Source organism: Pseudomonas xionganensis (genome assembly GCF_009763245.1).
Classification (GTDB): Bacteria; Pseudomonadota; Gammaproteobacteria; order Pseudomonadales; family Pseudomonadaceae; genus Aquipseudomonas; species Aquipseudomonas xionganensis.
In genome coordinates this window covers 871,021-897,271 of record NZ_WKJZ01000001.1, presented here as the reverse complement: position 1 = coordinate 897,271, position 26,251 = coordinate 871,021, and the positions used below count along the sequence as shown (strand labels likewise).

General features: G+C 64.5%; 22 protein-coding genes, 2 tRNA genes and 1 pseudogene. 21 read left to right on the top strand and 4 right to left on the bottom strand.

Annotated elements, in window-relative coordinates; all coding sequences use genetic code 11:
• Window positions 1-39 precede the first annotated feature (39 nt).
• Entirely contained in the window at window positions 40-2,121 is a 2,082-nt protein-coding gene (locus GJV18_RS04090) for a site-specific recombinase (protein WP_160343437.1), read from the top strand.
• Here the strand turns inward: GJV18_RS04090 and GJV18_RS04085 are convergent.
• Window positions 2,118-3,341 carry a sterol desaturase family protein gene (locus GJV18_RS04085; protein ID WP_160343436.1) on the bottom strand — a complete coding sequence of 408 codons (1,224 nt, stop codon included), beginning with the start codon at window positions 3,339-3,341 and terminating at the stop codon, window positions 2,118-2,120. The two genes, GJV18_RS04090 and GJV18_RS04085, sit on opposite strands and share 4 nt — an antisense overlap.
• A gap of 94 nt (window positions 3,342-3,435) precedes the next feature.
• On the opposite strand from GJV18_RS04085, the gene GJV18_RS04080 reads away from it, so the two are divergent.
• The 15 genes from GJV18_RS04080 to rfbD all read left to right on the top strand — a co-directional run bounded on the left by GJV18_RS04080 (window position 3,436) and on the right by rfbD (window position 16,879).
• Complete coding sequence (locus tag GJV18_RS04080; protein WP_160343435.1) at window positions 3,436-4,536, top strand: NAD(P)/FAD-dependent oxidoreductase; 1,101 nt, start codon at window positions 3,436-3,438, stop codon at window positions 4,534-4,536.
• Window positions 4,537-4,621: 85 nt separating this feature from the next.
• On the top strand, window positions 4,622-6,853 hold the full coding sequence (locus GJV18_RS04075) for an AsmA family protein (RefSeq protein ID WP_160343434.1): 2,232 nt from the start codon (window positions 4,622-4,624) through the stop codon (window positions 6,851-6,853).
• Window positions 6,850-7,914: an A/G-specific adenine glycosylase gene (gene mutY / locus GJV18_RS04070; RefSeq protein WP_160343433.1), complete on the top strand. Its 1,065-nt coding sequence runs from the start codon at window positions 6,850-6,852 to the stop codon at window positions 7,912-7,914. The genes GJV18_RS04075 and mutY overlap by 4 nt, the downstream gene beginning before the upstream one ends.
• Window positions 7,911-8,183 carry an oxidative damage protection protein gene (locus tag GJV18_RS04065; RefSeq protein WP_160343432.1) on the top strand — a complete coding sequence of 91 codons (273 nt, stop codon included), beginning with the start codon at window positions 7,911-7,913 and terminating at the stop codon, window positions 8,181-8,183. Before mutY ends, GJV18_RS04065 begins: the two co-directional genes overlap by 4 nt.
• Window positions 8,184-8,352: 169 nt before the next feature.
• Window positions 8,353-8,428, top strand: a tRNA-Phe gene (locus GJV18_RS04060).
• Window positions 8,429-8,724: 296 nt separating this feature from the next.
• On the top strand, window positions 8,725-9,498 hold the full coding sequence (locus GJV18_RS04055) for an ABC transporter ATP-binding protein (protein WP_160343431.1): 774 nt from the start codon (window positions 8,725-8,727) through the stop codon (window positions 9,496-9,498).
• A 17-nt stretch (window positions 9,499-9,515) separates the two neighbouring features.
• Entirely contained in the window at window positions 9,516-10,268 is a 753-nt protein-coding gene (locus GJV18_RS04050) for an ABC transporter substrate-binding protein (RefSeq protein WP_160343430.1), read from the top strand.
• Between the two features lie 50 nt (window positions 10,269-10,318).
• Entirely contained in the window at window positions 10,319-11,014 is a 696-nt protein-coding gene (locus tag GJV18_RS04045) for an ABC transporter permease (RefSeq protein WP_160343429.1), read from the top strand.
• A complete protein-coding gene (locus GJV18_RS04040) occupies window positions 11,011-11,700 on the top strand; it encodes an ABC transporter permease (protein WP_160343428.1) in 690 nt (229 codons plus the stop codon). Before GJV18_RS04045 ends, GJV18_RS04040 begins: the two co-directional genes overlap by 4 nt.
• 113 nt (window positions 11,701-11,813) lie before the next feature.
• Window positions 11,814-13,019: a methyltransferase gene (locus tag GJV18_RS04035; protein ID WP_160343427.1), complete on the top strand. Its 1,206-nt coding sequence runs from the start codon at window positions 11,814-11,816 to the stop codon at window positions 13,017-13,019.
• Between the two features lie 289 nt (window positions 13,020-13,308).
• Window positions 13,309-13,384: transfer RNA gene (locus GJV18_RS04030), tRNA-Thr, on the top strand.
• A 146-nt stretch (window positions 13,385-13,530) separates the two neighbouring features.
• Complete coding sequence (gene rfbB / locus GJV18_RS04025) at window positions 13,531-14,583, top strand: dTDP-glucose 4,6-dehydratase (RefSeq protein WP_160343426.1); 1,053 nt, start codon at window positions 13,531-13,533, stop codon at window positions 14,581-14,583.
• 12 nt (window positions 14,584-14,595) lie between these two features.
• The gene (gene rfbA / locus GJV18_RS04020) at window positions 14,596-15,462 is read left to right on the top strand and encodes a glucose-1-phosphate thymidylyltransferase RfbA (protein ID WP_160343425.1); all 867 of its coding nucleotides are present in this window, start codon (window positions 14,596-14,598) and stop codon (window positions 15,460-15,462) included.
• A gap of 2 nt (window positions 15,463-15,464) precedes the next feature.
• Window positions 15,465-16,010, top strand: coding sequence for a dTDP-4-dehydrorhamnose 3,5-epimerase (gene rfbC / locus GJV18_RS04015; RefSeq protein ID WP_160343424.1), 546 nt, complete (start codon window positions 15,465-15,467; stop codon window positions 16,008-16,010).
• Complete coding sequence (gene rfbD / locus GJV18_RS04010) at window positions 16,007-16,879, top strand: dTDP-4-dehydrorhamnose reductase (protein WP_160343423.1); 873 nt, start codon at window positions 16,007-16,009, stop codon at window positions 16,877-16,879. Before rfbC ends, rfbD begins: the two co-directional genes overlap by 4 nt.
• A 22-nt stretch (window positions 16,880-16,901) precedes the next feature.
• Here the strand turns inward: rfbD and GJV18_RS18815 are convergent, their stop codons facing one another.
• On the bottom strand, window positions 16,902-17,630 hold the full coding sequence (locus GJV18_RS18815) for a methyl-accepting chemotaxis protein (RefSeq protein ID WP_407692346.1): 729 nt from the start codon (window positions 17,628-17,630) through the stop codon (window positions 16,902-16,904).
• Window positions 17,631-17,765: 135 nt separating this feature from the next.
• Window positions 17,766-18,527: pseudogene (locus tag GJV18_RS18810) on the bottom strand (MCP four helix bundle domain-containing protein); the annotation flags it as partial.
• 165 nt (window positions 18,528-18,692) lie between these two features.
• On the opposite strand from GJV18_RS18810, the gene GJV18_RS04000 reads away from it, so the two are divergent.
• From GJV18_RS04000 to dctM, 5 genes are all read left to right on the top strand, one after another.
• Window positions 18,693-20,507, top strand: coding sequence for a sensor histidine kinase (locus tag GJV18_RS04000; RefSeq protein WP_160343421.1), 1,815 nt, complete (start codon window positions 18,693-18,695; stop codon window positions 20,505-20,507).
• On the top strand, window positions 20,504-21,895 hold the full coding sequence (locus tag GJV18_RS03995; protein WP_160343420.1) for a sigma-54-dependent transcriptional regulator: 1,392 nt from the start codon (window positions 20,504-20,506) through the stop codon (window positions 21,893-21,895). Before GJV18_RS04000 ends, GJV18_RS03995 begins: the two co-directional genes overlap by 4 nt.
• A gap of 282 nt (window positions 21,896-22,177) precedes the next feature.
• Window positions 22,178-23,170 carry a C4-dicarboxylate TRAP substrate-binding protein DctP gene (dctP, locus tag GJV18_RS03990; protein WP_160343419.1) on the top strand — a complete coding sequence of 331 codons (993 nt, stop codon included), beginning with the start codon at window positions 22,178-22,180 and terminating at the stop codon, window positions 23,168-23,170.
• A 153-nt stretch (window positions 23,171-23,323) separates the two neighbouring features.
• Entirely contained in the window at window positions 23,324-23,947 is a 624-nt protein-coding gene (locus tag GJV18_RS03985; RefSeq protein WP_160343418.1) for a TRAP transporter small permease, read from the top strand.
• Window positions 23,944-25,227: a C4-dicarboxylate TRAP transporter large permease protein DctM gene (gene dctM / locus GJV18_RS03980; RefSeq protein WP_160343417.1), complete on the top strand. Its 1,284-nt coding sequence runs from the start codon at window positions 23,944-23,946 to the stop codon at window positions 25,225-25,227. The genes GJV18_RS03985 and dctM overlap by 4 nt, the downstream gene beginning before the upstream one ends.
• 99 nt (window positions 25,228-25,326) lie before the next feature.
• Here dctM and GJV18_RS03975 read toward each other — a convergent pair whose 3' ends face one another.
• On the bottom strand, window positions 25,327-26,166 hold the full coding sequence (locus GJV18_RS03975; RefSeq protein WP_233280068.1) for an alpha/beta fold hydrolase: 840 nt from the start codon (window positions 26,164-26,166) through the stop codon (window positions 25,327-25,329).
• Window positions 26,167-26,251: the final 85 nt, after the last annotated feature.

The window sequence follows — 26,251 nt, the reverse complement described above, 5'->3', positions numbered from 1 at the left end:
TGCTAGCATCAGGCGATAGCCCCTGCCGCAGAGCGCCCCGTGACCGACGCAACAATCGACAGCAACCCAGCCGAACACAGCCTGAGCCTCGCCCTGCTGCGCTCCCTGGCCCAGGCCGAAGGCCCCGACTGCCTGCCCCAGCTCAAGCAACTGGTGGCCTGGCTGCGCCCCAGCCGCGGCGGCCTCGACAGCGAGCAACGGATGGACAGCCTGATCACCAGCCTGGCGCAGCAGGCCGAACTGATCGCCCCCTTTGCCGAGCGCCTGCAGGCCTGGCTGTGCAAGCTGCACCTGTACCCGGCCCTGGTGGAACAGGGTCTGTTCTCGCGCCGCGGCTTCGCCCGGGAGTTTGTCGACCGCTGCTACGAGCGCCTCAACCCGGCACCTCTGGATCTGCAGGATGCGCGCGATGTACTGCGTCTGCTGCTGCCCAGACCGCGCGATCTGGAGTGGCTCAACGAGCTGGGCGCCGAACGCTGGGCCGCCCTGTTCCAGGCCTTTATGGCCGTGCTCAGCGCCGAGCAGGCCACCAGCCTGCGCCGCCATGTGCGCCTGGAGAGTCTCTACGCCCTGGAAATGCTGTCCATCTGGGTTGCCGCCGAGGAGCTGGACCGCGACCTGATGCGCCTGGAACCGGCCCTGGTGGAGCGCGACTCGGCCTTTGTCGCCCTGCAACGGGAAATCGCCCAGTGCGTAAGCCAGCAGTTACAGGCCCTGCATGAACCCAGCCCGCCGCCCTTCGACCTGGCCCATGTCGAGGTACTGCTGGCGCAATGCAGCGAGCAGATCCAGCGCCTGCGCCGGCGCATGGTCAGCCGTGGCAGCAGCATCGCCCTGACCCACCTGCTGGAGCGCCTGGAACAGACCCTGACGCGCCTGCAGCAGCTGCTCGCCATCCTCTTTGCCGCGCAACGGGACAACATCGCCCGGCAAGGTGCCGAGCTGTTTATCGAACTGGTGCATGCCGGCCACGAGCGCCAGGGCATCCGCCCGCTGTGGCGGCGCAACACGCGCCTGCTGGCACGCAGCATCACGGAGAACACCAGCGACCACGGCGAGCACTACATCACCCGCGACCGCAGTGGCTACCTGGCCATGCTGCGCTCGGCCGGCGGCGCCGGGATCATCATCGCCCTGCTGGCCCTGATCAAGATCCAGATCGGCGGCCTGGGCTTACCACCACTGACGACCGCCCTGCTGGAGAGCCTCAACTACGGCCTGGGTTTTGTCCTGGTGCACCTGCTGCACTTCACCATCGCCACCAAACAGCCAGCCATGACTGCCGCGCGCCTGGCCCAGGACATCGAACGGGGCGAGCGCGGCAAGGCCAACCAGAAACGCCTGGCCATGATGCTGGTGGACCTGATCCGTACGCAGTGGGCGGCGGTGATGGGCAATGTGCTGGTGGCGGTCAGCCTGGCCTTTGTTCTGGCTTGGCTGTACGAGCTGTGGCAGGGCAGCCCGCTGCTGTCGAGCGAGGCGGTGGCCTATCAGCTCAAGGCGGTGTCGCCGATCAACGGCCTGGCCCTGTGGTATGCCGCCATCGCCGGGCTGTGGCTGTTCTGCTCGGGCCTGGTGGCCGGCTATTTCGACAACCGCGCGGCCTGCCTGGATCTGCGTGGGCGCCTGCTGCACCACCCGCTGCTGCGCCGCCTGTTGCCCGCCAAGACGCTACGCAGTCGTATCGCCGACTACCTGCACGATAACTATGGCGCGTTGATGGGCAACTTCCTGTTTGGCGTGATGCTCGGCATGACCGGCTATATCGGTCACAGCACCGGCCTGCCGCTGGATATCCGCCACGTCGCCTTCTCCTCGGCCAATATCGGCTACAGCGCCGCCAGCGGCCATCTGGCCCCGCTCCTGTTCGCCCAGGCATTGGGCCTGGTGCTGCTGATCGGCCTGGTCAACCTGCTGGTCAGTTTCAGCCTGGCCCTGCGCGTGGCCCTCAAGGCGCGCCAGGTGCAGGTGGGCAGCCTGGGCACCCTGCTCGGCAGCTTTATCCAACAGGTGCGCAGCGAGCCGCGACTACTGCTGCTGCCACCGAAACCAGCTCCGGTCGAGGCCGAGCTGCCAACGACTGAAGCGGGGGCAGCGGAGGACGGGGATAAGCCACACTAACTACCGGCGACTACAGCCCCCTGCTGCCCCCTGAACAGCCAGCCCAACCCGCACAGGCTAAGCAGACTAAAGGCCGCCACAGACTGCGCCACCAGGGCCTGTGCCGGCGCCAGCCACAGGCTGGCGAGCAGCGCCAGCACAGTCAGAACAGCCTGGCGACTCAGCTCGATTCGCCACACCCCCGGCCGCCCCTCGAACAACAGCCCCAGGCTGACGCAGCCGCTGAGAATCACCAGCACCAGCAACCAGGGCTGCCAGGCGCCCGCCTCGCGCACCCCGACGAGAAACACCAAGGCAAGTAGGTTGATCGCCACAAACTGGACAAAGGCATAGGCCTTGAACGCAGCCGGGTAGGGGCGCTCGAACTTGTCCGCGCCCATCTTCGGCCAGGGCAGCTGCTGCACATCCGCCGGGCGCCAGCCGGTGGGCATCCACCACAGGCGCAGCTTGTCCCACCAGGAACGAGTAGCCAGTGCATCGGCCCAGAGCAGACGCCACCAGGAAAACTGCAGGCGCAGTGGGTCGAAGGTGCTCACCGGAGTTGTCACGCCATAGACCACCGGCTCGCGCTCCTCGGCGTAGGTGCCGAACAGCTTGTCCCAGAAGATAAAGACCCCGCCGTGGTTCCTGTCGATATAGCAGTCGTTCTGCCCGTGATGCACGCGGTGATGGCTGGGCGTGACGATCACCTGCTCCAGCCAGCCGAGGCGCCCGACATGCTGGGTATGAATCCAGAACTGATAGGCCAGCTGGATACCCAGCAGCACCAGAAATACCGGCAGCGGCACGCCGAGCAGCGCCAGGGGCAGATAGAAGGGCCAGTCGAAGGCCGTCTGGAAGGCGCCCTTGCGCAGGGCGGTGGACAGGTTGAAATCCTCGCTGGAGTGGTGCGGCTGATGGGCACCCCAGAGCAGGTTGTAGCGATGCAGGGTGCGGTGCGCCCAGTAGAAACACAAATCCACAGCGATAAAACCAAACAGCCATAGCCAGGGCGAGGCCGGGTTCCAGTCCAGCAGCCGGGCATGCTCGTAGAGCCAGGCGTAGGGCAGGATCAGCAGCAGGCGCAGCGGCCCCTCTAGCAGGATGCGCAGCACGGCGGTGTTGATGCTGGTGGCGGCATCGGCCAGGCGATAGGTATGGCGGCCGCTATGCCGCTCGTAGGCCAGCTCCAGCAGCATCAGCAGGATATACAGCGGCACCGCCAGCACGGCGACATTCATGGCTCACTCCAGCTTCTTGTTATGCTCTCAGCCTAACCCCGGTAGAGGCCCCACGCCTCGGCCAAACCCGCCAATCCACCGCACCGAAAACGCCATGGACGCAATCGACACCCTGATTATCGGCGCCGGCGCCCTAGGCCTGGCCTGCGCCGCCCGCCTGGCCAAGCCGGGCGAGAGCTGCCTGATCGTCGAGGCGGAAAGCCTGATCGGCAGCCATACCTCCAGCCGCAACTCCGAGGTGATCCATGCCGGCCTGTATTACCCGCCCGGCTCGCTCAAGGCCGAACTTTGCCTGGAAGGACGCGAGCGCCTGTATGCCTGGTGCGCGCAGTATCGGGTGGCGCACCGGCGTATCGGCAAACTGCTGGTGGCGGTGGAGGAAGGCGAAGTAGCCAGGCTGGAACAGCTGCAACGCAATGCCGAGGCCTGTGGCGTGCACGACCTGCAGCCGTTCACGCAGCCCCAGCTGCACGCACTGGAACCCGCCGTACGCGGGGTCGCTGCCCTGCTCTCGCCCAGCACCGGGATTATCGACAGCCACGCCTACCTGCAGTCGCTGCTGGCTGTGGCGGAAAGTCGGGGAGCGCAGCTGGTCCTGCACACCCGGGTCGAACAACTGCAACACGACGGCGACGGCTGGATTGCCTCGGGCCATAGCGGCGGCGAGGCCTTCCAGCTCAAGGCCCAGCGGGTAATCAATGCCGGCGGGCTATTGGCCCAGCAACTGGCAGCCCATACCGAAGGTCTGCAGCATGTACCCGCCCTGCATCTCTGTCGCGGCCACTATTTCAGCTACTCGGGCGCTTCGCCCTTCCGGCATCTGATCTACCCCATGCCGGAAGCCAACACCGCCGGCCTGGGCATCCATGCCACCCTGGACATGGGCGGCCAGCTGCGTTTCGGCCCGGACACCCAGTACCTCGACCGCCTCGAATACGGCGTCGACGAGCACCTGCGCGAGCCCTTCGCCCGGGCCATCCGCCGCTACTTCCCGGCCCTGGACAGCAGCCGCCTGCAACCGGGCTACAGCGGCATCCGCCCCAAGCTGGCCGGCCCCGGGGAACCGGCGGCCGACTTTCTGCTCCAAACCCCTGGCGAGCACGGCCTGCCTGGCCTGGTCAACCTGCTGGGCATCGAGTCGCCGGGGCTGACCGCCAGCCTGGCGCTTGCCGAGCGGGTGGCGCGCTGCCTGTAACACATTGCGTCCCGGGCGCGTGCCCGCCGGCCGGCGACGTTATACTCCCTGCCACATTCCAGTTATTCGAAACAAGGATGCGTAGATGAAAGCGCTCGGCAAAATCCTGGGGCTGTTCTTCCTTGGCCTGTTGCTGATCCTGGTGGCCCTGGGCTTCGCCCTGACCCACCTGTTCGATCCCAACGACTACAAGGACGAGATCCGCCAACTGGCGCGGGACAAGGCCAATCTGGAGCTGACCCTCAATGGCGATATCGGCTGGAGCCTGTTCCCCTGGCTCGGCCTGGAACTGACCGACGCCACCCTGGCCAGCGCCAGCACCCCGGACAAGCCCTTTGCCGACCTGCGCCTGCTCGGTCTGTCGGTGCGGGTGATGCCGCTGCTGCGCAAGGAAGTGCAGATGAGCGATATCCGCGTCGACGGCCTCAACCTCAAGCTGCAGCGCGACGAGAAGGGCCGCGGCAACTGGGAAGATGTCGGCCGCCCAGCCCAGACCAGCGCCCCAGCCACGCCTGCGCCAAAAGCCGACAGCAGCACCGGCAGCGAGCCCGCGTCAACCCCGCGCAGCGAGAGCAGCCAGCCGCTTAAGCTGGATATCGACAGTCTTATCGTCAACAGCGCCCGCATCGACTATCAGGATCTGCAGAAAGGCCAGCAATTCAGCGCCGAAAGCATCCAGCTGACCACAGGCGCCATCCGTGAAAGCGCCGCCGTGCCCTTCAAGCTCAGCGCCTTCTTCGGCAGCAACCAGCCGCTGCTGCGCGCGCGCAGTGAACTCCAGGGCGAGCTGCGCCTGGATCAGGCCTTGCAGCGCTACCAGCTGGAAAATGCCAAGCTTTCCGGGGAGGTTTCCGGCGAGCCGTTCAACGGCCAGACCCTGACCTTTGGCGCCCAGGGCCAGCTGCTGGTCGACCTGGCCGCCCAGGTGGCCGAGTGGAACAGCCTCAAACTGTCCGGCAACCAGCTGCGCGCCATCGGCGAACTGAAACTGCGCGATATTTCCAGCGCGCCCAAACTCAGCGGTGGCCTGTCCATCGCCCCGCTCAACCTGCGCGAATTCCTCGCCACCATCGGCAAGCAACTGCCGCCGATGAACGATGGCAAGACCCTGACCCAGTTCGAACTGGTCACCCGCCTGAGCGGCACGCAAAACAGCATCAGCCTGGACGAGCTGCAGCTGAAACTGGATGACAGCAGCTTTACCGGGCAAATCGCCATGGCCGATCTGGCCAAGCAGGCCCTGCGCGTGCAGCTCAAGGGCGACAAGCTGGACCTCGACCGCTACCTGCCGGCATCCAGCCCGGAACAGCAGGGCGCAGCGGCCGCACGCCAGAGCGAGGTGCGCGAGCGCATCGCCGATGCCGGCCAGAGCGGCACCACACCACTGCCCGACGCGCCCACCCAGCAGGCCTGGAGCAGCGAGCCCGTGTTGCCCATCGAGCAGCTGCGCGCCCTCAACCTGCAACTGGGCCTGAGCCTGGACCAGCTCACCGTGCAGAAGCAGGCGATTACCGGCTTTAACCTCAAACTGAAAAGCCAGGGCGGCCTGCTGACCCTGGAACAGGTGCGCGGCAAGCTCGGCAGCGGCAGTTTCGACAGCAGCGCCAGCATCGATGTGCGCCCGGCCACGCCGCTGCTCAAGGTGCGCAAGAACCTCAGCCGTATCGAACTGGAGCCCTTCCTCACCACGCCCGAGCAACCCTCGCCGCTCAAGGGCCAGCTGGATCTGCAGAGCGACCTGAGCATGAGCGGCAACAGCCAGAAGGCCTGGATCGACTCCCTCAGCGGCAGCGCCAACTTCGTGCTGCATGACGGCGTGCTGGTCGATGCGAACCTGGAACAGCAACTGTGCCGCGGTATCGCCACCCTCAACCGCAAGGCCCTGAGCAGCGAGCCACGCAGCAAGGACACGCCCTTCCAGACCCTGCAAGGCAGCCTGCGCATCCGCAATGGCGTAGCCAACAACCCGGACCTGAAAGTCGCCCTGCCTGGCCTGGCGGTCAGCGGCAATGGCGACCTCGACCTGCGCACCCTGGGCATGGACTACCGCGTCGGCATCAGCATCCTGGGTGACCAGCGCGAAATGCCCGACCCGGCCTGCCAGGTCAACGAACGCTATGTCGGCCTCGAATGGCCGCTACGCTGCCGCGGCCCGGTCGAGATGGGCGGCAAGGCCTGCCGCCTGGATCAGGACGGCCTGGGCAAGGTGGCGGCCAAACTGGCCGGCAGCAAGCTCAACGAGAAGATCGAGGAAAAGCTCGGCGACAAGGTCAGCCCCGAGCTCAAGGACGCCCTGAAGAATCTGTTCAACCGATGAGCCCGAGCGACTTCGCAAGTGCCGTGCTGGCCTGGTACGACCAGCACGGGCGCAAGGACCTGCCCTGGCAACAGGGCATCACGCCCTATCGCGTCTGGGTCTCGGAAATCATGCTGCAGCAGACCCAGGTCAGCACCGTGCTCGCCTACTTCGACCGTTTTATGGCCGCCCTGCCGACGGTCAAAGACCTGGCCGAAGCGCCAGAAGACGAAGTGCTGCACCTGTGGACGGGCCTGGGCTACTACACCCGCGCACGCAACCTGCAGAAGACCGCGCAGATCGTTATGGCCAAGCATGGCGGCGAATTCCCCCGCAGCGTCGAGGCGCTCAGCGAGCTGCCCGGTATCGGCCGCTCCACCGCCGGCGCCATCGCCAGCCTGGGCATGGGCCTGCGCGCACCGATTCTCGACGGCAACGTCAAACGGGTACTGGCGCGCTATGTGGCCCAGGAAGGCTATCCGGGTGAGCCCAAGGTGGCCAAACAGCTGTGGGAAGTGGCCGAGTGCTTGACCCCCCACGCACGGGTCAACCACTACACCCAGGCCATGATGGACCTAGGCGCCACCCTCTGCACCCGCAACAAGCCCAGCTGTCTGCTGTGCCCGCTGCGCAGCGGCTGTCAGGCGCAACTGCTTGGCCTGCAGAGCCGCTACCCCATCCCCAAGCCGCGCAAGGCCCTGCCACAGAAGCGCACCCTGATGCCGATCATCGTCCACAACGGCGAAGTGCTGCTCTACCGTCGCCCGTCCAGCGGCCTGTGGGGCGGCCTGTGGAGCCTACCGGAGCTGGACGATCTGCAGGGGCTGGACCACCTGGCCAGCCGCCACGGCCTGCAGCTGGGTGCGCAGCAGCAACTAAGCGGCCTGACCCACACCTTCAGCCACTTCCAGCTGGCCATCGAACCCTGGCTGGTGCGCGTGGGCAGCGCGCCCGGTAGCGTGGCCGAGGCCGACTGGCTCTGGTATAACCTCGCCACCCCGCCGCGCCTGGGTCTTGCCGCCCCGGTCAAGAAACTGCTCAAGCGCGCCGCCGATAGCCTTACTGCAGGAGAGTCGCCATGACCCGCACCGTCCACTGCCGCAAACACAACCAGGAACTCCCCGGCCTGGACCGTCCACCCTACCCGGGCGCCAAGGGCGAAGACATCTTCAACAATGTGTCCAAGCAGGCCTGGGACGAATGGCAGAAGCACCAGACCCTGCTGATCAACGAACGCCGCCTGAACATGATGAACGCCGAAGACCGCAAGTTCCTCCAGGCCGAGATGGACAAATTCCTCTCCGGCGAGGAATACGCCCAGGCCGAGGGCTATGTGCCGCCGAGCGAGTAAGCCTTTTTGTAGGGTGGATGGCGCTTTACCCATCCACCAAACCGGCACGCTGGGCAAGCAACACGCTACCCGCACCCCCTGCCCGCACCTAAGCGCCCGTAATAATTAAATATTTTTCAAACTCGCGCTTGACACCCACCCTTCAAATCCGTCTAATAGCGCCCCGTTGGCCCAGGTAGCTCAGTCGGTAGAGCAGGGGATTGAAAATCCCCGTGTCGGCGGTTCGATTCCGTCCCTGGGCACCACTAAGTACCGAAAAACCCCAAGTGATCATCTCCTTGGGGTTTTTTATTGCGTGCGATTTCTGCTCCCGAGACTTTCGCCGGCAAATTGCACCTGCGCGACAGACAACAGCACCCAGGCGACAACCCCGCCATCGACACCTCGTTAAGCAGGGCAAACGGCTTGGCGCCCGACAAAACGCTATGCTAGCTTGACGCCTCGCCAGGAAGGCCCGGTATCGCGTTGCAACACAGTTTGGCTGACGCGCAGCAAACCCCAGGCAGCTTCTGGGCGCATTCGAAGAATAAGAGGACACCCCATGGCCGAGGCCACGCCCGCGCTGGAAATTCGTGACTTGCACAAACGCTATGGCGATCTGGAAGTACTCAAGGGCATTTCCCTGACCGCTCACGACGGCGCCGTTATCTCCATCCTCGGCTCATCCGGCTCCGGTAAGTCGACCTTCCTGCGCTGCATCAACCTGCTGGAAAACCCGCACCAGGGCCAGATCATCGTCGCCGGCGAGGAGCTCAAGCTCAAACCAGCGAAGAATGGCGAACTGGTTGCCGCCGACAACAAGCAGATCAACCGCATGCGCAGCGAGATCGGCTTCGTCTTCCAGAATTTCAATCTGTGGCCGCATATGAGCGTGCTCGACAACATCATCGAGGCGCCGCGCCGCGTACTGGGGCAGAGCAAGGCCGAGGCCATCGAGGTGGCCGAAGCGCTGCTGGCCAAGGTCGGCATCGCCGACAAGCGCCACGTCTACCCCAACCAGCTCTCCGGCGGCCAGCAACAGCGCGCGGCGATTGCCCGCACCCTGGCCATGCAGCCGAAAGTGATCCTGTTCGATGAGCCGACCTCGGCCCTCGACCCGGAGATGGTACAAGAAGTGCTTAATGTGATCCGCGCGCTCGCCGAAGAAGGGCGCACTATGCTGTTGGTCACCCACGAGATGAATTTCGCTCGCCAGGTGTCCAGCGAGGTGGTGTTCCTGCATCAGGGACTGGTGGAGGAGCAGGGTCCGCCCGAGCAGGTGTTCACCAACCCCAGTTCGGCGCGCTGCAAACAATTCATGTCCAGCAATCACTAACACACGGAGCAATACGCATGCAGAACTACAAGAAACTCCTGCTGGCTGCGGCCGCCACCCTGGCCTTTGGCGCCCAGGCTGTCGCTGCGGAAAAACTGATCCTCGGCACCGAAGGCGCCTACCCGCCCTTCAACCTGATCGACGCCAACGGCAAGGTCGGCGGTTTCGACGTGGACATCGGCATGGCCCTGTGCGCCAAGATGGAAGTCGAGTGCGAAGTGGTCACCTCCGACTGGGACGGCATCATCCCGGCCCTCAACGCCAAGAAGTTCGACTTCCTGATCGCCTCCATGTCGATCACCGAAGAGCGTCAGGCCGCCGTGGACTTCACCACCCCCTACTACACCAACAAGCTGCAATTCATCGCGGCCAAAGGCAGCGATTTCAAGACCGATGAAGCCAGCCTCAAGGGCAAGGTGATCGGCGCCCAGCGTGCCACCATCGCGGGCACCTGGCTGGAAGACAACATGGCCGACGTGGTCGACATCAAGCTCTATGACACCCAGGAAAACGCCTACCTCGACCTGTCCTCGGGCCGTCTCGATGGCGTGCTGGCCGACAGCTTCGTCAACTGGGAATGGCTCAAGAGCGATGCCGGCAAGAACTTCGAGTTCAAGGGTGATCCGGTGTTCGACAACGATAAGATCGGCATCGCCGTACGCAAGGGCGACGCCCTGCGCGAGCGCCTGAACACCGCGCTGCAGGCCATCGTCGAAGACGGCACCTACAAGCAGATCAACGACAAGTACTTCCCCTTCAGCATCTACTAAGTAGCCGGCACTGCACCGCCCGCCCGGGCGGTGCAGGCTTGTGAGCCCCCATGACTCTCGACCTTTATGGATTCGGCCCCGCCCTGCTGGCCGGCACCTGGATGACCATCAAACTGGCGCTCAGCGCGCTCAGTGTCGGTCTGGTGCTGGGCTTGCTCGGTGCGCTGGCCAAGACTTCGCCCTACAAGCCGTTGCAGTGGCTTGGCGGCACCTATTCGACCATCGTGCGCGGCGTGCCCGAGCTGCTCTGGGTATTGCTGATCTACTTCGGCACGGTGAGCCTGATGAGCAGCATCGGCGAGCTGTTCGGCATTCGCGGCCTGGCCCTGAGCGCCTTCGCCGCCGGCACCATTGCCCTCGGCCTGTGCTTCGGCGCCTACGCCACCGAGGTGTTCCGCGGCGCCATCCTGGCCATCCCCAAGGGTCATCGCGAAGCGGGCATGGCCCTGGGGATGTCCAAACCGCGCATTTTCTGGCGCCTGATCCTGCCACAGATGTGGCGCATCGCCCTGCCGGGCCTGGGCAACCTGTTTATGATTCTGATGAAGGACACCGCCCTGGTTTCGGTGATCGGCCTGGAAGAGATCATGCGCCGCTCGCAGATCGCCGTGACCGCCAGCAAGGAACCCTTCACCTTCTTTATGGTGGCGGCCTTTATCTACCTGGGCCTGACCATCATCGCCATGATCGGCATGCACTTCCTTGAAAAACGCGCCAGCCGTGGCTTTGTCAGGAGCGCCTCATGAACTGGGAAGTGATCATCAAATGGCTGCCGCGCCTGTCCGAAGGGGCGCTGCTGACCCTGGAGCTGGTGGCCATCGCCGTGGTCGCCGGGCTGATCCTGGCCATCCCCATGGGCATCGCTCGCGCCTCACGGCACTGGTATGTGCGCGCCCTGCCCTATGGCTATATCTTCTTCTTTCGCGGTACGCCGCTGCTGGTACAGCTGTTTCTGGTGTATTACGGCCTGGCCCAGTTCGATGCGGTGCGCGAGGGACCGCTATGGCCCTACCTGCGCTCTCCTTACTGGTGCGCCATCATCACCATGACCCTGCACACCGCCGCTTATATCGCCGAGATCCTGCGCGGCGCGATCCAGGCCGTGCCCCAGGGCGAAATCGAAGCGGCTCGCGCCCTGGGCATGTCCCGGGCCAAGACCATGTTCTATATCGTCCTGCCGCGAGCGGCACGTATCGGCCTGCCGGCCTACAGCAATGAAGTGATCCTGATGCTCAAGGCCAGCTCCCTGGCCAGCACCGTGACCCTGCTGGAGCTGACCGGCATGGCCCGCACCATCATCGCCCGCACCTATCTGCCGGTGGAGATCTTCTTTGCCGCCGGGATGTTCTACCTGGTCATCGCCTTCGTCCTGGTACGCGGCTTCAAGCTGCTGGAACGCTGGTTGCGGGTCGACGCCTGCCAGGGTCGCTAAAGAACTCTGCTCGGTTGAACGCTCCTCCTCCCCTCTCCCGCCTGCGGGAGAGGGGGCGGGGGAGAGGGCTAAAAGCACCGCAACCGTCCGCCTAATTCCACGCGTAGACCAGCATGACCAGCGCCACCGCCCTGCAGCAGCAATTCATCGCCCTGGATGCTTTTCTTCATACGCACCAGGCGCTCTGGCAGCCCCGCCCCTTTACTCATCACCCGCAACTGCCCTGGGAGCACCAGCACCCGGAGCTGGGGCGCTGGCTGCGAGCGCGCAGCCTGGAACAGGCCGAGGTGACGCACAATCAGCCTTACCAACTGCATGCCCCCGCGCCATTCCCTGAACTGGCCGTACAGGCTCAGGCCCTGAGCAAGCTGCCCGACCTGCCACATCACGCGGGCAAAACCTTGCCGGCACGCTTTAGCGTCGATGTACCGGGGCGCAAATGGCAGCAGATCGAGGCGTTCGCCAGCTGCCTGAGCTTTAGCCAGACGCCTCAGCACTGGCTCGACTGGTGCGCCGGCAAGGGCCATCTGGGCCGACTGCTGGCCCATGACGGCGGCGCCCTGACCTGCCTGGAACATGATCCGCATCTCGTTGAGGATGGCGCCCGCCTAAGCAAAAAACTCGGTATCCAGGCCCAACATATCCAGCAGGATGTGCTGGCCGACGACGCCAGCCAGCAACTGCACGCCACGCACAGCCCGGTAGCCCTGCACGCCTGCGGCGACCTGCATATACGCCTGCTGCAACTGGCCAGCCAGGCGGGCTGCCGACAACTGGCCGTGTCGCCCTGCTGCTATAACCGCACCATTGCCACCACTTACCAACCGCTCTCAATTCAGGCCGCCCGGGCGCAACTGCAACTGAACCGCGACGACCTGGCCCTGCCGCTCAGCGAAACCGTCACGGCCAGCGCTCGCACCCGCCGCCAACGCGATCAATCCATGGCCTGGCGCCTGGGCTTCGACCTGCTGCAGCGCCAGCTGCGTGGCGTTGATCAGTACCTACCCACCCCCTCCCTGGCACCGGCCTGGCTGCACAGGAGCTTTGCCGAGTACTGCCACCACCTGGCCGCCCTTAAACAACTCCCTGCCCCTGGCCAGCAAAACTGGCCACAGCTGGAGCAACAGGGCTGGCAACGCCTGGCCGAAGTGCGCAACCTGGAGTTGCTGCGCGGCCTGTTTCGCCGCCCACTGGAGGCCTGGTTATTGCTTGATCGCGCCCTGTATCTGCAGGAGCAAGGCTACCGGGTACGCCTGGGCCAGTTCTGCCCAAGCCAACTCACGCCGCGCAACCTGCTGATACTGGCCGAACGGGACTGAGTTGCCCACAGCATCTGTGGATAACTCTGTTGACAGATTCTGGGTAGTTGCCTGGATCACCGATCAAATCGACGCCCTAGCTGCCTGCGCATTTTTTAACCAAACCCGGAAGCCAATAAAAACAATAACTTAGCCAATGCAATGCGATAGATCACAAAATCTCGGACTGACGTACTACGTTATTGCAGATTGTGCATAACGATTTTCCTGCTGATAACAAAGCCCGTAGATCAGGCGCTCAGATGGCTTTACTCAGGCAAGCGAATGGATATAATGGCGCCCCTCTGTTGCCGGTATAGCTCAGCTGGTAGAGCAACTGACTTGTAATCAGTAGGTCCCGGGTTCGACTCCTGGTGCCGGCACCACAAATATCAAAGGCTCGCAGCGATGCGGGCCTTTGTTGTTTCTATGCTTAGAGCATCCTGCCAGGTATTAACCTGCGATTTACTTGCTGCAGCTCACCAGTAGGTAAACACTTTACTGGTCTATCCCAAGGCAGGAGCATGCCCCCATGCGTATCCTGATCACTGGCGGCGCCGGTTTTATCGGCTCGGCACTGATTCGTCATCTGCTAAGCGCCACCGAGCATCAGGTGTTCAACCTGGACAAACTGACCTATGCCGGCAACCTGGAATCCCTGGCCAGCGTGGTGCCGCATTCGCGTTACCAGTTTCGCCAGACCGATATAGCCGACAGTGCCGTGGTTGCCCAGATCCTTGGAGCATTTCAACCCCAGGCGGTGATGCACCTGGCCGCCGAGTCCCATGTAGATCGCTCCATTGATGGTCCGGCAGCCTTTATCCAGACCAATATCGTCGGCACCTACAGCCTGCTGGAAAGCGTGCGAGCCTACTGGTCGACGCTGGATCATGCCGCACGCGAGACATTCCGCTTTCACCATATCTCCACCGACGAGGTGTACGGTGATCTGCATGGCGTGGATGACCTGTTCACCGAGACCACGCCCTATGCACCCAGCTCGCCCTACTCGGCCAGTAAGGCGGCGTCCGATCATCTGGTCCGCGCCTGGCAGCGCACTTACGGGTTACCGGTGCTGATCACCAATTGCTCGAACAACTACGGCCCCTATCACTTCCCGGAGAAGCTGATCCCCCTGGTAATCCTCAACGCCCTGGAGGGGAAACCGCTGCCGGTATATGGCGACGGTCAGCAGGTACGCGACTGGCTCTATGTCGAGGATCATGCCCGCGCGCTATTGAAAGTGGTGACTGAGGGCCAGGTGGGGGAAACCTACAATATCGGCGGGCATAACGAGCAGACCAACCTGCATGTGATACAGAGTATCTGCGCGTTGCTTGATGAGCTGGCGCCCCGCCAAGCCGGGCCTTACGCCGAACTGATCCGCTTTGTCGCCGACCGCCCCGGGCATGATCTGCGCTACGCCATCGACGCCAGCAAGATAGAACGCGAGCTGGGCTGGGTGCCCGAGGAAAGCTTCGAGTCCGGCCTGCGCAAGACTGTGCAGTGGTACCTGAGCAATCTCGACTGGTGCCGCCGCGTGCAGGATGGCAGCTATCAACGCGAGCGCCTTGGCGCACTCTAAGGAACGGTATCAATGAAGGGAATTATCCTCGCCGGCGGTTCCGCTAGCCGCCTGCACCCGGTCACCCTGGGAGTGTCCAAGCAGCTGCTGCCGATCTACGACAAGCCGATGATCTACTACCCGCTGTCGGTGCTGATGCTGGCCGGTATCCGCGAGATTCTGATCATCTCCACCCCGCAGGACCTGCCCAACTTCCAGAAAATGCTCGGCGCCGGCAGCCAGTTCGGCCTGCACCTTGAGTACACCGAGCAGCCCTCACCGGATGGCCTGGCCCAGGCCTTTCTGCTCGGCGAGGGTTTTATCGGCGAAGACTCGGTGTGTTTGATCCTCGGCGACAATATCTTCCATGGTCAGCACTTCACCGAGAAACTCCTGCGCGCCGCCAGCCAGCCCCATGGGGCCACGGTATTCGGTTACTGGGTCAGCGACCCGCAGCGCTTCGGCGTGGTGGAATTCGATGCGACCGGCAAGGCTGTCTCCATTGAGGAAAAACCGCTCAAGCCCAAGTCCAGTTATGCGGTCACCGGGTTGTATTTCTACGACAACGACGTGATTCAGATCGCCAAGGCGGTCAAGCCCTCGCCTCGGGGCGAGCTGGAAATTACCGACGTCAACAATGCTTATCTGGCCCGCGGCGATCTGCGTGTCGAGCGCTTCGGCCGCGGTTTTGCCTGGCTCGATACAGGAACCCACGACAGCCTGCTGGATGCCTCGCAGTATGTGCAGACCATCGAACAACGCCAGGGCCTGAAAGTGGCCTGCCTGGAGGAAATCGCCTATCAGCAGGGCTGGATCGACAAGTCTCAGCTGCTCAGGCAGGCCGAGCTGTTTGGCAAGACCGGCTACGGCCAGTACCTGTTCAAGCTGGCGGAGGAATAAGCATGCGAGTCAGCCCGACCGCCCTAACCGACATTCTGCTTATCGAGCCCAAGGTCTTTGGCGATGAACGCGGCTTTTTCTATGAAAGCTTTAATGCCCGGGCTTTCGAGGAGGCCACAGGGCTTGCAGTCAACTTTGTGCAAGACAACCACTCCCGCTCAGCCCACGGCGTGCTGCGCGGTCTGCACTATCAGGTGCAGCAGGCCCAGGGCAAGCTGGTGCGCGTGACCCAGGGTGAGGTCTATGACGTGGCCGTTGACCTGCGTAGAAGCTCCCCCAGCTTTGGCCAGTGGCTGGGGGTTTGCCTGTCTGCAGAGAACAAGCGCCAACTGTGGATTCCAGAGGGCTTTGCCCATGGTTTTCTGGTACTCAGCGACTATGCCGAGTTCCTCTACAAGACCACCGACTACTACGCACCGGCCCATGAGCGCTGCATCCGCTGGGACGATCCAACGCTCGCCATCGACTGGCCCCTGCAAGGCCAGCCGCAGCTGTCGGCCAAGGATCAGGCTGGCGCGGTCTTTCACGATGCCGAGCTGTTCCCATGAGGGTGCTGCTGCTGGGCGGACAGGGCCAGTTGAGCCTGGAACTGCAACAACGCCTGCAACACCGGGTAGAGCTGCAGGTACTGGGCAGCGCCCAGCTGGATCTGGCCCAGACTGAGGAGATTCGCCAGCGGGTGCTGGCGTTGCGCCCGCAGCTGATCCTTAACGCTGCGGCCTATACCGCGGTGGATCAGGCCGAAAGCGAACCCGAGCGGGCCTTCGCCATCAATGCCACGGCTCCGGGCATCCTCGCCGAGGTTGCCGCCGAACTGGGCGCGCCGCTGCTGCACTACTCCACGGACTATGTATTCGATGGCCGCAAGGCTGCGCCCTATGCCGAGGACGATGAGCCCAACCCGCTGAATGTCTATGGTCGCAGCAAACTGGCGGGCGAACAGGCCATCGCCGCCGTGGGCGGCGCCCATCTGACTCTGCGCACCAGCTGGGTCTATTCGCGCCACGGCAGGAATTTTCTGCTGACCATGCAGCGCTTGCTGCGCGAGCCTGACAGCCTCAATGTGGTGAACGATCAGATCGGCGCGCCGACCTGGGCCGGCAGTATTGCCCAGGCCAGCTGCCAGCTGATCGAGCAATGGCAAAACGGCCAGGCAGGCCCCTGGGGCACCTACCACCTGACGGCGCTGGGCGAAACCAGCTGGTTCGGCTTTGCCGAGGCCATCGCCGCCGAACTGCGCAAGACCGACCAGGCGCTGGCCAGCCTGCAGCCCATCCCCAGCAGCGCCTACCCAACCCCAGCCCAGCGTCCGCTCAATTCGCGCCTGGACTGCACACGCCTGCAACGTGACTGGCAGATTCAGCTGCCGCAGTGGCAGGACGCCCTGCAGCAGTGCCTGGCCGAGCAGGGGCAATAAGGCGCAGCGTGCCAGGCGCTGATCAAGCCCTAAAGCGCTGAATCTGCTGCTGCAGTCCGCTGGCCAGCTGGGCCAGGTCGCGGCTGGCCACGGCGCTCTGCTCGGAGCCATTGACCACCTCGCCAATGCTGTCATTGAGGCCGCTGATATTCTGGCTGATCTCGTTGGCCACGGCGGTCTGCTCCTCGGTGGCGGCGGATATCTGCACATTGCCGTCAGCGATACCCTCGATGGCATGGGCGATATGGCCCAGCACCTCACCGGCCTCGCGGGCATGGCTGACGCTGCTTTGCGCCTGCTCGCGGGACTGCTGCATGGCGCTCACCGCACTGCGGGCGCCGCCCTGCAGGGCATCGATCATGCCGCGGATCGATTCGGTGGCTTTCTGCGTATTGCTCGCCAGGCTGCGCACCTCATCGGCCACCACGGCAAAGCCGCGCCCGGCCTCACCGGCCCGTGCCGCTTCGATGGCGGCATTCAGGGCCAGCAGGTTGGTCTGCTCGGCGATGCTCTGGATCACCCCCAGCACCGAGCTGATCTCATCGCTCTGGGTATGCAGGGTGTCGATCACCTTGCCAGCCGTCTCGACCGAGCCGGACAGGCCCTGAATGGCCCTGAGATTGGCCTGCACAAGCTCGCTGCCCTGACGCGCCTCCTTGCTCGCATCGGCAGCCATGCTCGCAGTGGACTGGGCATTCTGCGCCACCTCCTGCACCGCCACGCTCATCTGGTGCACGGCGGTGGCCACCATATTGGTCTGATCGCCCTGGGCCGCCGCGGCCTGGCTGACCTGGGCACTGATCGCACTCATTTCCTCGCTGGCGGCGGCCAACTGGGTGGCGGTATCGGTCAGATGACGGATCAGCGCCTGCTGACTTTCCAGCAGCGCGTTAAAGGCCCGGGCGGTGTCGGAGACTTCGTCGCGACCGCTGACCTCGGCACGCAGGGTCAGGTTGGAACTCTCCTGCACCTCACCGATCAGGTTGCGCAGCCCGGAGAGCGGACGAATGATCGACAGGCTGATCAGCACGGCGGCCAGCAGCACCAGGATCAACGCCACCGCGCCAATCAGCAGAAAGGTATTGCGCATGGACTGATAGTTATCCGCCGTCTGGGCGCCGAGCTTTTCCCCTTCCCCCAGCTGCAGACTGATCAGCCCCTCCAGCTCGCCGCCCAGGGGGTCGAAGGTGTCGTACAGGGTACGGTTGAAGCTCGCCGCATCGGCCGCCTGCAGCTCACCACTGGCGATCTGCCCCAAGTACTGCTCGGCCAACTGCTGCACCCGCTGCAGATGGGGTTTGGTGCGCTCGACCCGGGCACTTTCCTCGGCGGTCAGACGGGTGGCGATATAGGCGGCCCAGGCCTGATCGCCACGCTGGCGTGCCTCGCCGAATTCCTTGCGCAAGCGCGCCTCGTCGAAGACCCCGGCGCGGTATTTGTGCAGGGCGTCGACCATGGCCACCGCATAGGCATCCGACACCACCTTGATCTGGCTGATCGGCTGCATGCGATCCTGAAACAGTTCGACAAAGCTCTGGTTGGCGCGACTGGCATTGTTCAGCGCCATGCCGATCACCAGCACCAGCACCACCAGCGGCACCAGGGCCAGCAGCAACAGGCGCATACGCACAGTCAGTTGAGTCAGCATGACGGCGATCTCCACAGGACAGTGAGCGCAGGCTGTCCATAGGACGCGCAGATGGACGCCGCACAGTGTCCCTGGGCGCCCCTAACAACTAGAGTATTGATCAATACGAAAAACTTGCCCGGTTATTGCATCAACCGGGCCTTCACCTTCTGCACGAGTGCATTTATGCCCAACCCTGCTCCCCATCCACGGCGTCCGCGCTGGCGCAGCCTGGCCCTTGTGGCCCTGCTGCTGACGCCGCTGCTGTGGCCCCTGCAACAGCTGGCCGAGCGCTATTACCGGGGTGAACTGGCAGAGCAGCAGCGCCAGACCCTGGACCTGTATGTCGCCAACCTGCTGGGCACGCTCAATCGCTACGAGGTGCTGCCGCCCATACTCGGCCAGCTGCCCGGCGTGCAGCACCTGCTGCTGCAGCCCGACGCGACTGAGCGGCGCGACCCGGTCAACCGTCAGCTGCAGGAACTGCAGGCACAGACCGGCGCAGACGTGATCTACGTCATGGCCACAGACGGGCAGACCCTGGCGGCCTCCAACTGGCAGCGCGAGGACAGTTTCGTCGGCCGCAACTTTTCCTATCGCCCCTATTTTCGCGAGGCCCTGCAGGGCCGTCCCGGGCGTTTTTTCGGCCTTGGCACCACCTCGGGCAAGCGCGGTTTCTTCTTCGCCGCCGCCATCCGCGACAACGCCCGGATCATCGGCGTCATGGTGGTCAAGGTCGACCTCGACCACACCGAAACCCTTTGGGGCCAACGCCCCGAGCAACTGCTGGTGACCGACCACCACGGCGTGGTCATCCTCACCTCCACCCCCGCCTGGCGCTTCCACGCCACCCGCCTGCTGGACAACGTCGAGCGCGCTGCCATTGCCTCAACCCAGCCCTACCGCATCCAGGCGCCACCGCCCCTGCAGCTTGACGAGGGCAACTGGCTGCGCCAGCAGCGCGAGCTGCCGGAGATCGGCTGGACGGTGAATATCCTTACCCCCCAGCACCTGCTCGACCGCCCGGTGCGCACGGTTCTGCTGGCCGGCGGCGGCGCCCTGCTGCTGCTGATGCTGCTGCTCGGCCTGCTGATGCAGCGCCGCCGCCATTACCTCGAACGCATCGCCCTGGACGCCCGCGCCCGGGCCGAGCTGGAGCAGCGGGTGGCCGAGCGGACCGCCGACCTGCAACACCTCAACCAGCGCCTCAAGCAGGAAGTGCTGGAGCGCGAGCAGGCCCAGCAGGAGCTGGTACGGGCCCAGGACGAGCTGGTGCAGGCCAGCAAGCTCTCGGCCCTGGGCACCATGAGCGCGAGCATCAGCCACGAACTCAACCAGCCCCTGGCCGCCATCCGCAGCTACGCCGACAACGCCGGGGTGCTGCTCGACCACCAGCGCAGCGACGATGCCCGCGCCAACCTCAAGCTGATCAGCCAGCTGACCGAGCGCATGGCTTCGATCATCGCCCACCTGCGCGCCTTCGCCCGCCGCGACCGCCACGCCCCGGAAAGCGTGGCCCTGCAACCGGCCCTGGACGATGCCCTGGCCATGCTGGCCAAGCGGCGCCAGGCCCTGCAGGTGGAACTGATCCGCGATCTCCCCGAGGCCACCCTGTGGGTGCAGGCCGGCGAAACGCGCCTGCGCCAGGTACTCGGCAACCTGCTGGCCAACGCCCTCGACGCCCTCAGTGAGGTGGCGCCACCGCGGCGCCTGTGGCTGAGCAGCCGGCAGGATGGCGACTGCATCGAACTGCAGCTGCGCGACAACGGCCCGGGCTTTTCCGCCGAGGCCCTGGCCCGCGCCCGCGAACCCTTCTTTACCACCAAAACCAGCGCCCAGGGCCTGGGCCTCGGCCTGGCCATCTGCGAAAGCCTGATGCGCGCCCTGGGCGGCGAGCTGCTGCTGGCCAACCACCCCGAGGGCGGCGCCCTGCTCTGCCTGCGCCTGCGTATCAGCGATAACGGCATCCAGCCCCAGTCGCCGGAGGATTTCCCCCTATGACCCCATTCGACGCCCACAGCCAGGTGCTGCTGATCGACGACGACGCCCACCTGCGCCAGGCCCTGGCGCAGACCCTCGACCTGGCAGGCCTCAAGGTCTGCAGCCTGGCCGATGCCCGCGGCCTGGCGCCGCGCATCCCCCGTGACTGGCCCGGGGTGGTGGTCAGCGATATCCGCATGCCCGGCATCGACGGCCTGCAATTGCTGACCCAGCTGCACGAGCAGGACCCGGAGCTGCCGGTGCTGCTGATCACCGGCCACGGCGACGTGCCCCTGGCGGTACAGGCCATGCGCGCCGGCGCCTACGACTTTCTGGAAAAACCCTTCGCCAGCGACGACCTGCTGGCCAGCGTACGCCGCGCCCTGGACCTGCGCCGTCTGGTGCTGGATAACCGCAGCCTGCGCCTGGCCCTGAGTGACCGCAACGCCCTGGCCGCGCGCCTGGTCGGCCAGTCGCCGGCCATGCAGCGCCTGCGCGAACAGCTCGGCGCCCTGGCCGGGATCGCTGCCGATGTGCTGATCCTCGGCGAAACCGGCGCCGGCAAGGAGGTGGTGGCCCGCGCCCTGCACGACCTGTCGAGCCGACGCAACGGCCCCTTCGTCGCCATCAACGCCGGCGCCCTGGCCGAGTCGGTGGTGGAGAGCGAGCTGTTCGGCCATGAGCCCGGCGCCTTTACCGGCGCGCAAAAGCGCCGCATAGGCAAGTTCGAGTTCGCCAATGGCGGCACCCTGTTTCTCGACGAGATCGAAAGCATGAGCCTGGAGGTGCAGGTCAAGCTGCTGCGCCTGCTGCAGGAGCGGGTGGTCGAGCGTCTGGGCGGCAACCAGCTGATCCCCCTGGATATCCGGGTGATTGCCGCAACCAAGGAAGACCTGCGCCAGGCCGCCGATGCCGGGCGTTTCCGGGCCGACCTGTATTACCGCCTGAACGTCGCACCACTGCGTATCCCGCCGCTGCGCGAGCGTGGCGAAGACGCCCTGCTGCTGTTCCAGCACTTCGCCGAGGCCGCCGCCAGCCGCCACGGCCTGCCGCCCCGGGCCCTGCAGGCCAGCCACAGCGCGGCGCTGCTGCGGCACAGCTGGCCGGGCAATGTGCGCGAGCTGCAGAACGCAGCCGAACGCTTTGCCCTGGGCCTGGATCTGGACCTGGATCAGCAAGCGCCAACAGCGTCCGACGACACCCGCGAGGTGGATGGCAACGGCCTGAACGCCCAGGTGGAGGCCTTCGAGCGCAGCCTGATCTGCGCCGAAATGGCCCGCCCGCACGCCTCCCTGCGCAGCCTGGCCGAGGCCCTGGGCCTGCCACGCAAGACCCTGCACGACAAACTGCGCAAGCACGGACTGAATTTTGGTGAAGCTGGCGGGAGCTCGCCGGATAACCTCGACTGACTGGCGGATTTCCGCCAAACCCCACCCCCAGCATGCCATCCAGGCTCCGGCGCGCTCGGCGCCGGCGGCTTAAAACCGGCCCCGGCGCGCCCTTTACGGGAATATTTCGCGCCCTGGCATGGCGGTTGCTCTAGTCCTGTCCAGGCGAGTTGCGGATCCCCGCTCACAGCGTGACGGCCCTGCGCCCTGCATATTGGCCAAGGCCGCCTAGACTGACAGATGTTCGCCCACAACCGGCGCCCGCGCGCCACACCTGCGAAACAAGAATAAGAGGAAGCCTCAATGTTCAAGTTCACTGCCAAGGCACTGGTCTGCGCCCTGTCGCTCGGTATCGCCGGCCTGACCCAGGCCGCCGAGCCGATCGTGATCAAGTTCTCCCATGTAGTCGCCGAGCACACCCCCAAGGGCCAGGGCGCCCTGCTGTTCAAACAGCTGGCCGAAGAGCGCCTGGGTGACAAGGTGCGCGTAGAGGTCTACTCGAACTCCTCGCTTTTTGGCGACGGCAAGGAAATGGAGGCCCTGCTGCTTGGCGACGTACAGATCATTGCCCCGTCCCTGGCCAAGTTCGAGCATTACACCAAGCAGCTGCAGGTATTCGACCTGCCCTTCCTGTTCGACGACATGGCCGCGGTGGATCGCTTCCAGCAGAGCGCCGAAGGCCAGCAACTGCTTACCTCCATGGAGTCCAAGGGCATCACCGGCCTGGGTTACTGGCACAACGGCCTCAAGCAGCTGTCGGCCAACAAGCCGCTGCGCGAGCCCAAGGACGCCCGCGGCCTGAAGTTCCGTGTACAGGCCTCCGCCGTGCTGGAGGAGCAGTTCAAGGCGGTGCGCGCCAACCCGCGCAAGATGAGCTTCGCCGAGGTTTACCAGGGCCTGCAGACCGGCGTGGTCAACGGTGCCGAGAACCCCTACTCGAACATCTACAGCCAGAAGATGCACGAGGTGCAGAAGTACATCACCGAGTCCAACCACGGCCTGCTCGACTACATGGTGATCACCAACACCCAGTTCTGGAACGGCCTGCCTGAAGATGTACGCGGCGAGCTGAGCCAGATCATGACCGAGGTCACCGTGGAGGTGAACAAGCAGGCCGAAGCCCTCAACCAGGGTGACAAGCAACGCATCCTCGAAGCCAAGAGCACCGAGATCATCGAGCTGACCCCGGAGCAGCGCGCCCAGTGGCGTGACGCCATGCAACCAGTGTGGAAGAAGTTCGAAGGCGAGATCGGCGCCGACCTGATCAAGGCGGCCCAGGCCGCCAACCAGCAGTAAGAGTCTGATAGGGATCTAGAGCCGTAGGGTGGGCGGCGCCGCACGGCGCTGACCCACCGCGGTGCCCGCAACCGGCATCGTCACGCTGCAACCGGTGGGTCGACCGTCCATGGCCGCCCCACCCTACGCCCTTTCCATCCGGGAGACTTGTCCATGAACGCCTTGCGGCACATCTGGGATCGCTTCGAGGAAGGCTTTATCGCCTTCCTCCTGGCGGCCATGACGCTGATCACCTTCGTCTACGTGATCCTCAACAATTTCTACACCCTGTTCTACTGGCTGGGTGATCACTTCGGTGGCAACGAGGCCCTGCTGGCCATCGGCGACTTTATCCTCGATCTGGCCCAGGCCATGACCTGGAGCAACGCCCTGACCAAGGCGCTGTTCGGCTGGCTGATCTTCTTCGGCCTGGCCTACGGCGTGCGCACGGCCGGGCATATCGGCGTCGACGCCCTGGTCAAGCTGGCCAGCAAACCGGTGCAACGCATCATCGGCATCATCGCCTGCCTGTGCTGCCTGGGTTATGCCGGGCTGATCAGCGTGGCCAGCTACGACTGGGTCAGCACCCTGTTCAAGGCCAGCATCGGTGCCGAGGACCTGGGTCACTTCGGCGTGATGCAGTGGCATATCGCCCTGATCGTGCCATTCGGCTACGCCATGGTGTTTATCCGTTTCCTGGAAATTCTCATCCGCATCCTGCGCAACCAGCAGACCGGCCTGGGCCTGGCCGATGAAGCCGGCGATGCGCTGAAGGTCAACGAGGAGCACAAAGCATGACCATCCTGTTCCTCTTCCTGCTGCTGTTTTTGCTGATGTTTATCGGCGTGCCGGTGGCGGCCTCGCTCGGCCTGGCCGGATCCATCACCATCATGCTGTTCAGCCCGGACTCGGTGCGCTCCCTGGCGATCAAGCTGTTCGAGACCAGCGAGCACTACACCCTGCTGGCGATTCCGTTCTTCCTGCTGTCCGGCGCCTTTATGACCACCGGCGGCGTGGCCCGCCGGCTGATCGACTTCGCCAACGCCTGCGTCGGCCATATCCGCGGTGGCCTGGCCATCGGCGCGGTAATGGCCTGCATGCTGTTCGCCGCCCTGTCCGGCTCCAGCCCGGCCACTGTGGCGGCGGTTGGTTCAATCGCCATCGCCGGCATGGTGCGCTCCGGCTATCCCCAGGCGTTCGGCGCCGGCATCGTGTGCAACGCCGGTACCCTGGGCATCCTGATTCCACCGTCGATCGTCATGGTGGTGTACGCCGCCGCCACCGAGCAGTCGGTGGGCAAGCTGTTTATGGCCGGGGTGATCCCGGGCGTGCTGCTCGGCGTGGTGCTGATGGTGGCGATCTACATCGTCGCGCGGATCAAGAACCTGCCGGCCCTGCCCCGCGCCAGCCTGCGCGAATGGCTGCGCTCGGCCCGCGAGGCGATCTGGGGCCTGCTGCTGATGGTGATCATCCTCGGCGGCATCTACAGCGGCATGTTCACCCCCACCGAGGCCGCCGCCGTGGCGGCGGTCTACGCCGGCTTCGTCGCCCTGTTCGTATACAAGGACCTGAGCATCCGCGAGTGCCCCAAGGTGCTGCTGGAGTCCGGCAAGCTGACCATCATGCTGATGTTCATCATCGCCAACGCCATGCTCTTCGCCCATGTGCTGACCACCGAACAGATTCCCCAGCAGATCACTGCCTGGGTGATCGAGATGGGCCTGCAGCCCTGGCAGTTCCTGCTGGTGGTGAACATCGTGCTGCTGATTGCCGGCGCCTTTATGGAGCCCTCGGCGATCATCCTGATCCTCGCCCCGATCCTCTTCCCCATCGCCGTGCAACTGGGCATCGACCCCATCCACCTGGGCATCATCATGGTGGTGAACATGGAGATCGGCCTGATCACACCGCCGGTGGGGCTCAACCTGTTCGTCACCTCGGCGGTCACCGGCATGCCACTCACCGCCGTGGTCAAGGCGGCTTGGCCGTGGCTGATGCTGCTGATCAGCTTCCTGCTGGTGATCACCTATATCCCGGCGGTGTCCCTGGCCCTGCCCAACTGGCTGGGCATGAGCTGACGGCAATTCCCTGTGCAGCTCCCTGCGCAGTTTCCGCCCGGCCTAGTGCCGGGCTTTTTTATGTGCGAGCAGCACCGGCGAATAGGCTGCGCTCTGCGACTATGGGGCAAACTCGGACCACAGGCGTGGCCACTGCGCCACCCAGCAGCAGCTGTGGTCAAACCCATCCAGCACTTCTAACCGTGCCAGAGCCGGCTCCGGCAGACCGGCTACAAAGTGCTGGGCAATACTGGGGGGCATGATCCGATCACGCCCACCCACCAGATGCCACTGGGGCACGCCCTGCAACCGATCACGTACCTGTACCGGGTTGAGCGAGCGTTTTAGAGGGCTCAAGTGCAGCAGTTCAGTCCAGTGCTGATGGTCCAGATTGCCTGCCACCGTAATCAACCCCACCACGTCGTCGCGCCGTGCCGCCAGCAGGGTCGCCACTGCGCCACCGCCGGAATAGCCTACTAACAGCAACTTGTGGGCGGCAAAGCGTTGCTTGAGCTGGTCAAGGGCAGCATTACTGGCAGCGATCACTGCTTCAGCAAAGCGTGCGTCAGTCCAGTAGCGCTGCTGACAGGCGCTCAACGAGTCCTGCAGGTATTGGCAAGGCCGCGCCAGATAGGCCGCATTCCCCCGGGGCTGGACCAGGGCCAGCTGCAGAGCCAGGGGGTGGCGTGGCGTAGGGTTGAGAGAGGGCCGATTACTGCTGATCCAGGCCAGCCCATCGCCTTCGATATAGACCGTCAGAACGGGCCCCGGGCGAGGAGCTCGCGGCAGATAGGTGACCAGTTCCATATTCGCCGCTGGCAGCTGAAGCCGCTGCCAGTCTTTGGTTGCCGCCAGATCGTCGGCATGGACCGTACGTTCGGCTACAGATGGCAGGCTGACGCAGCCAGCCAGCAGCTGCGCCAGCAGCAATATGCCAAGACCCAGTCGATACACAGGCATAGCCACCTCGCCGGAAAATTAAGGCCATTGTCCATCATGGCTGTAACCAGACAGGCTCAAGGCTGCACTGCAGAGACTGAACCCT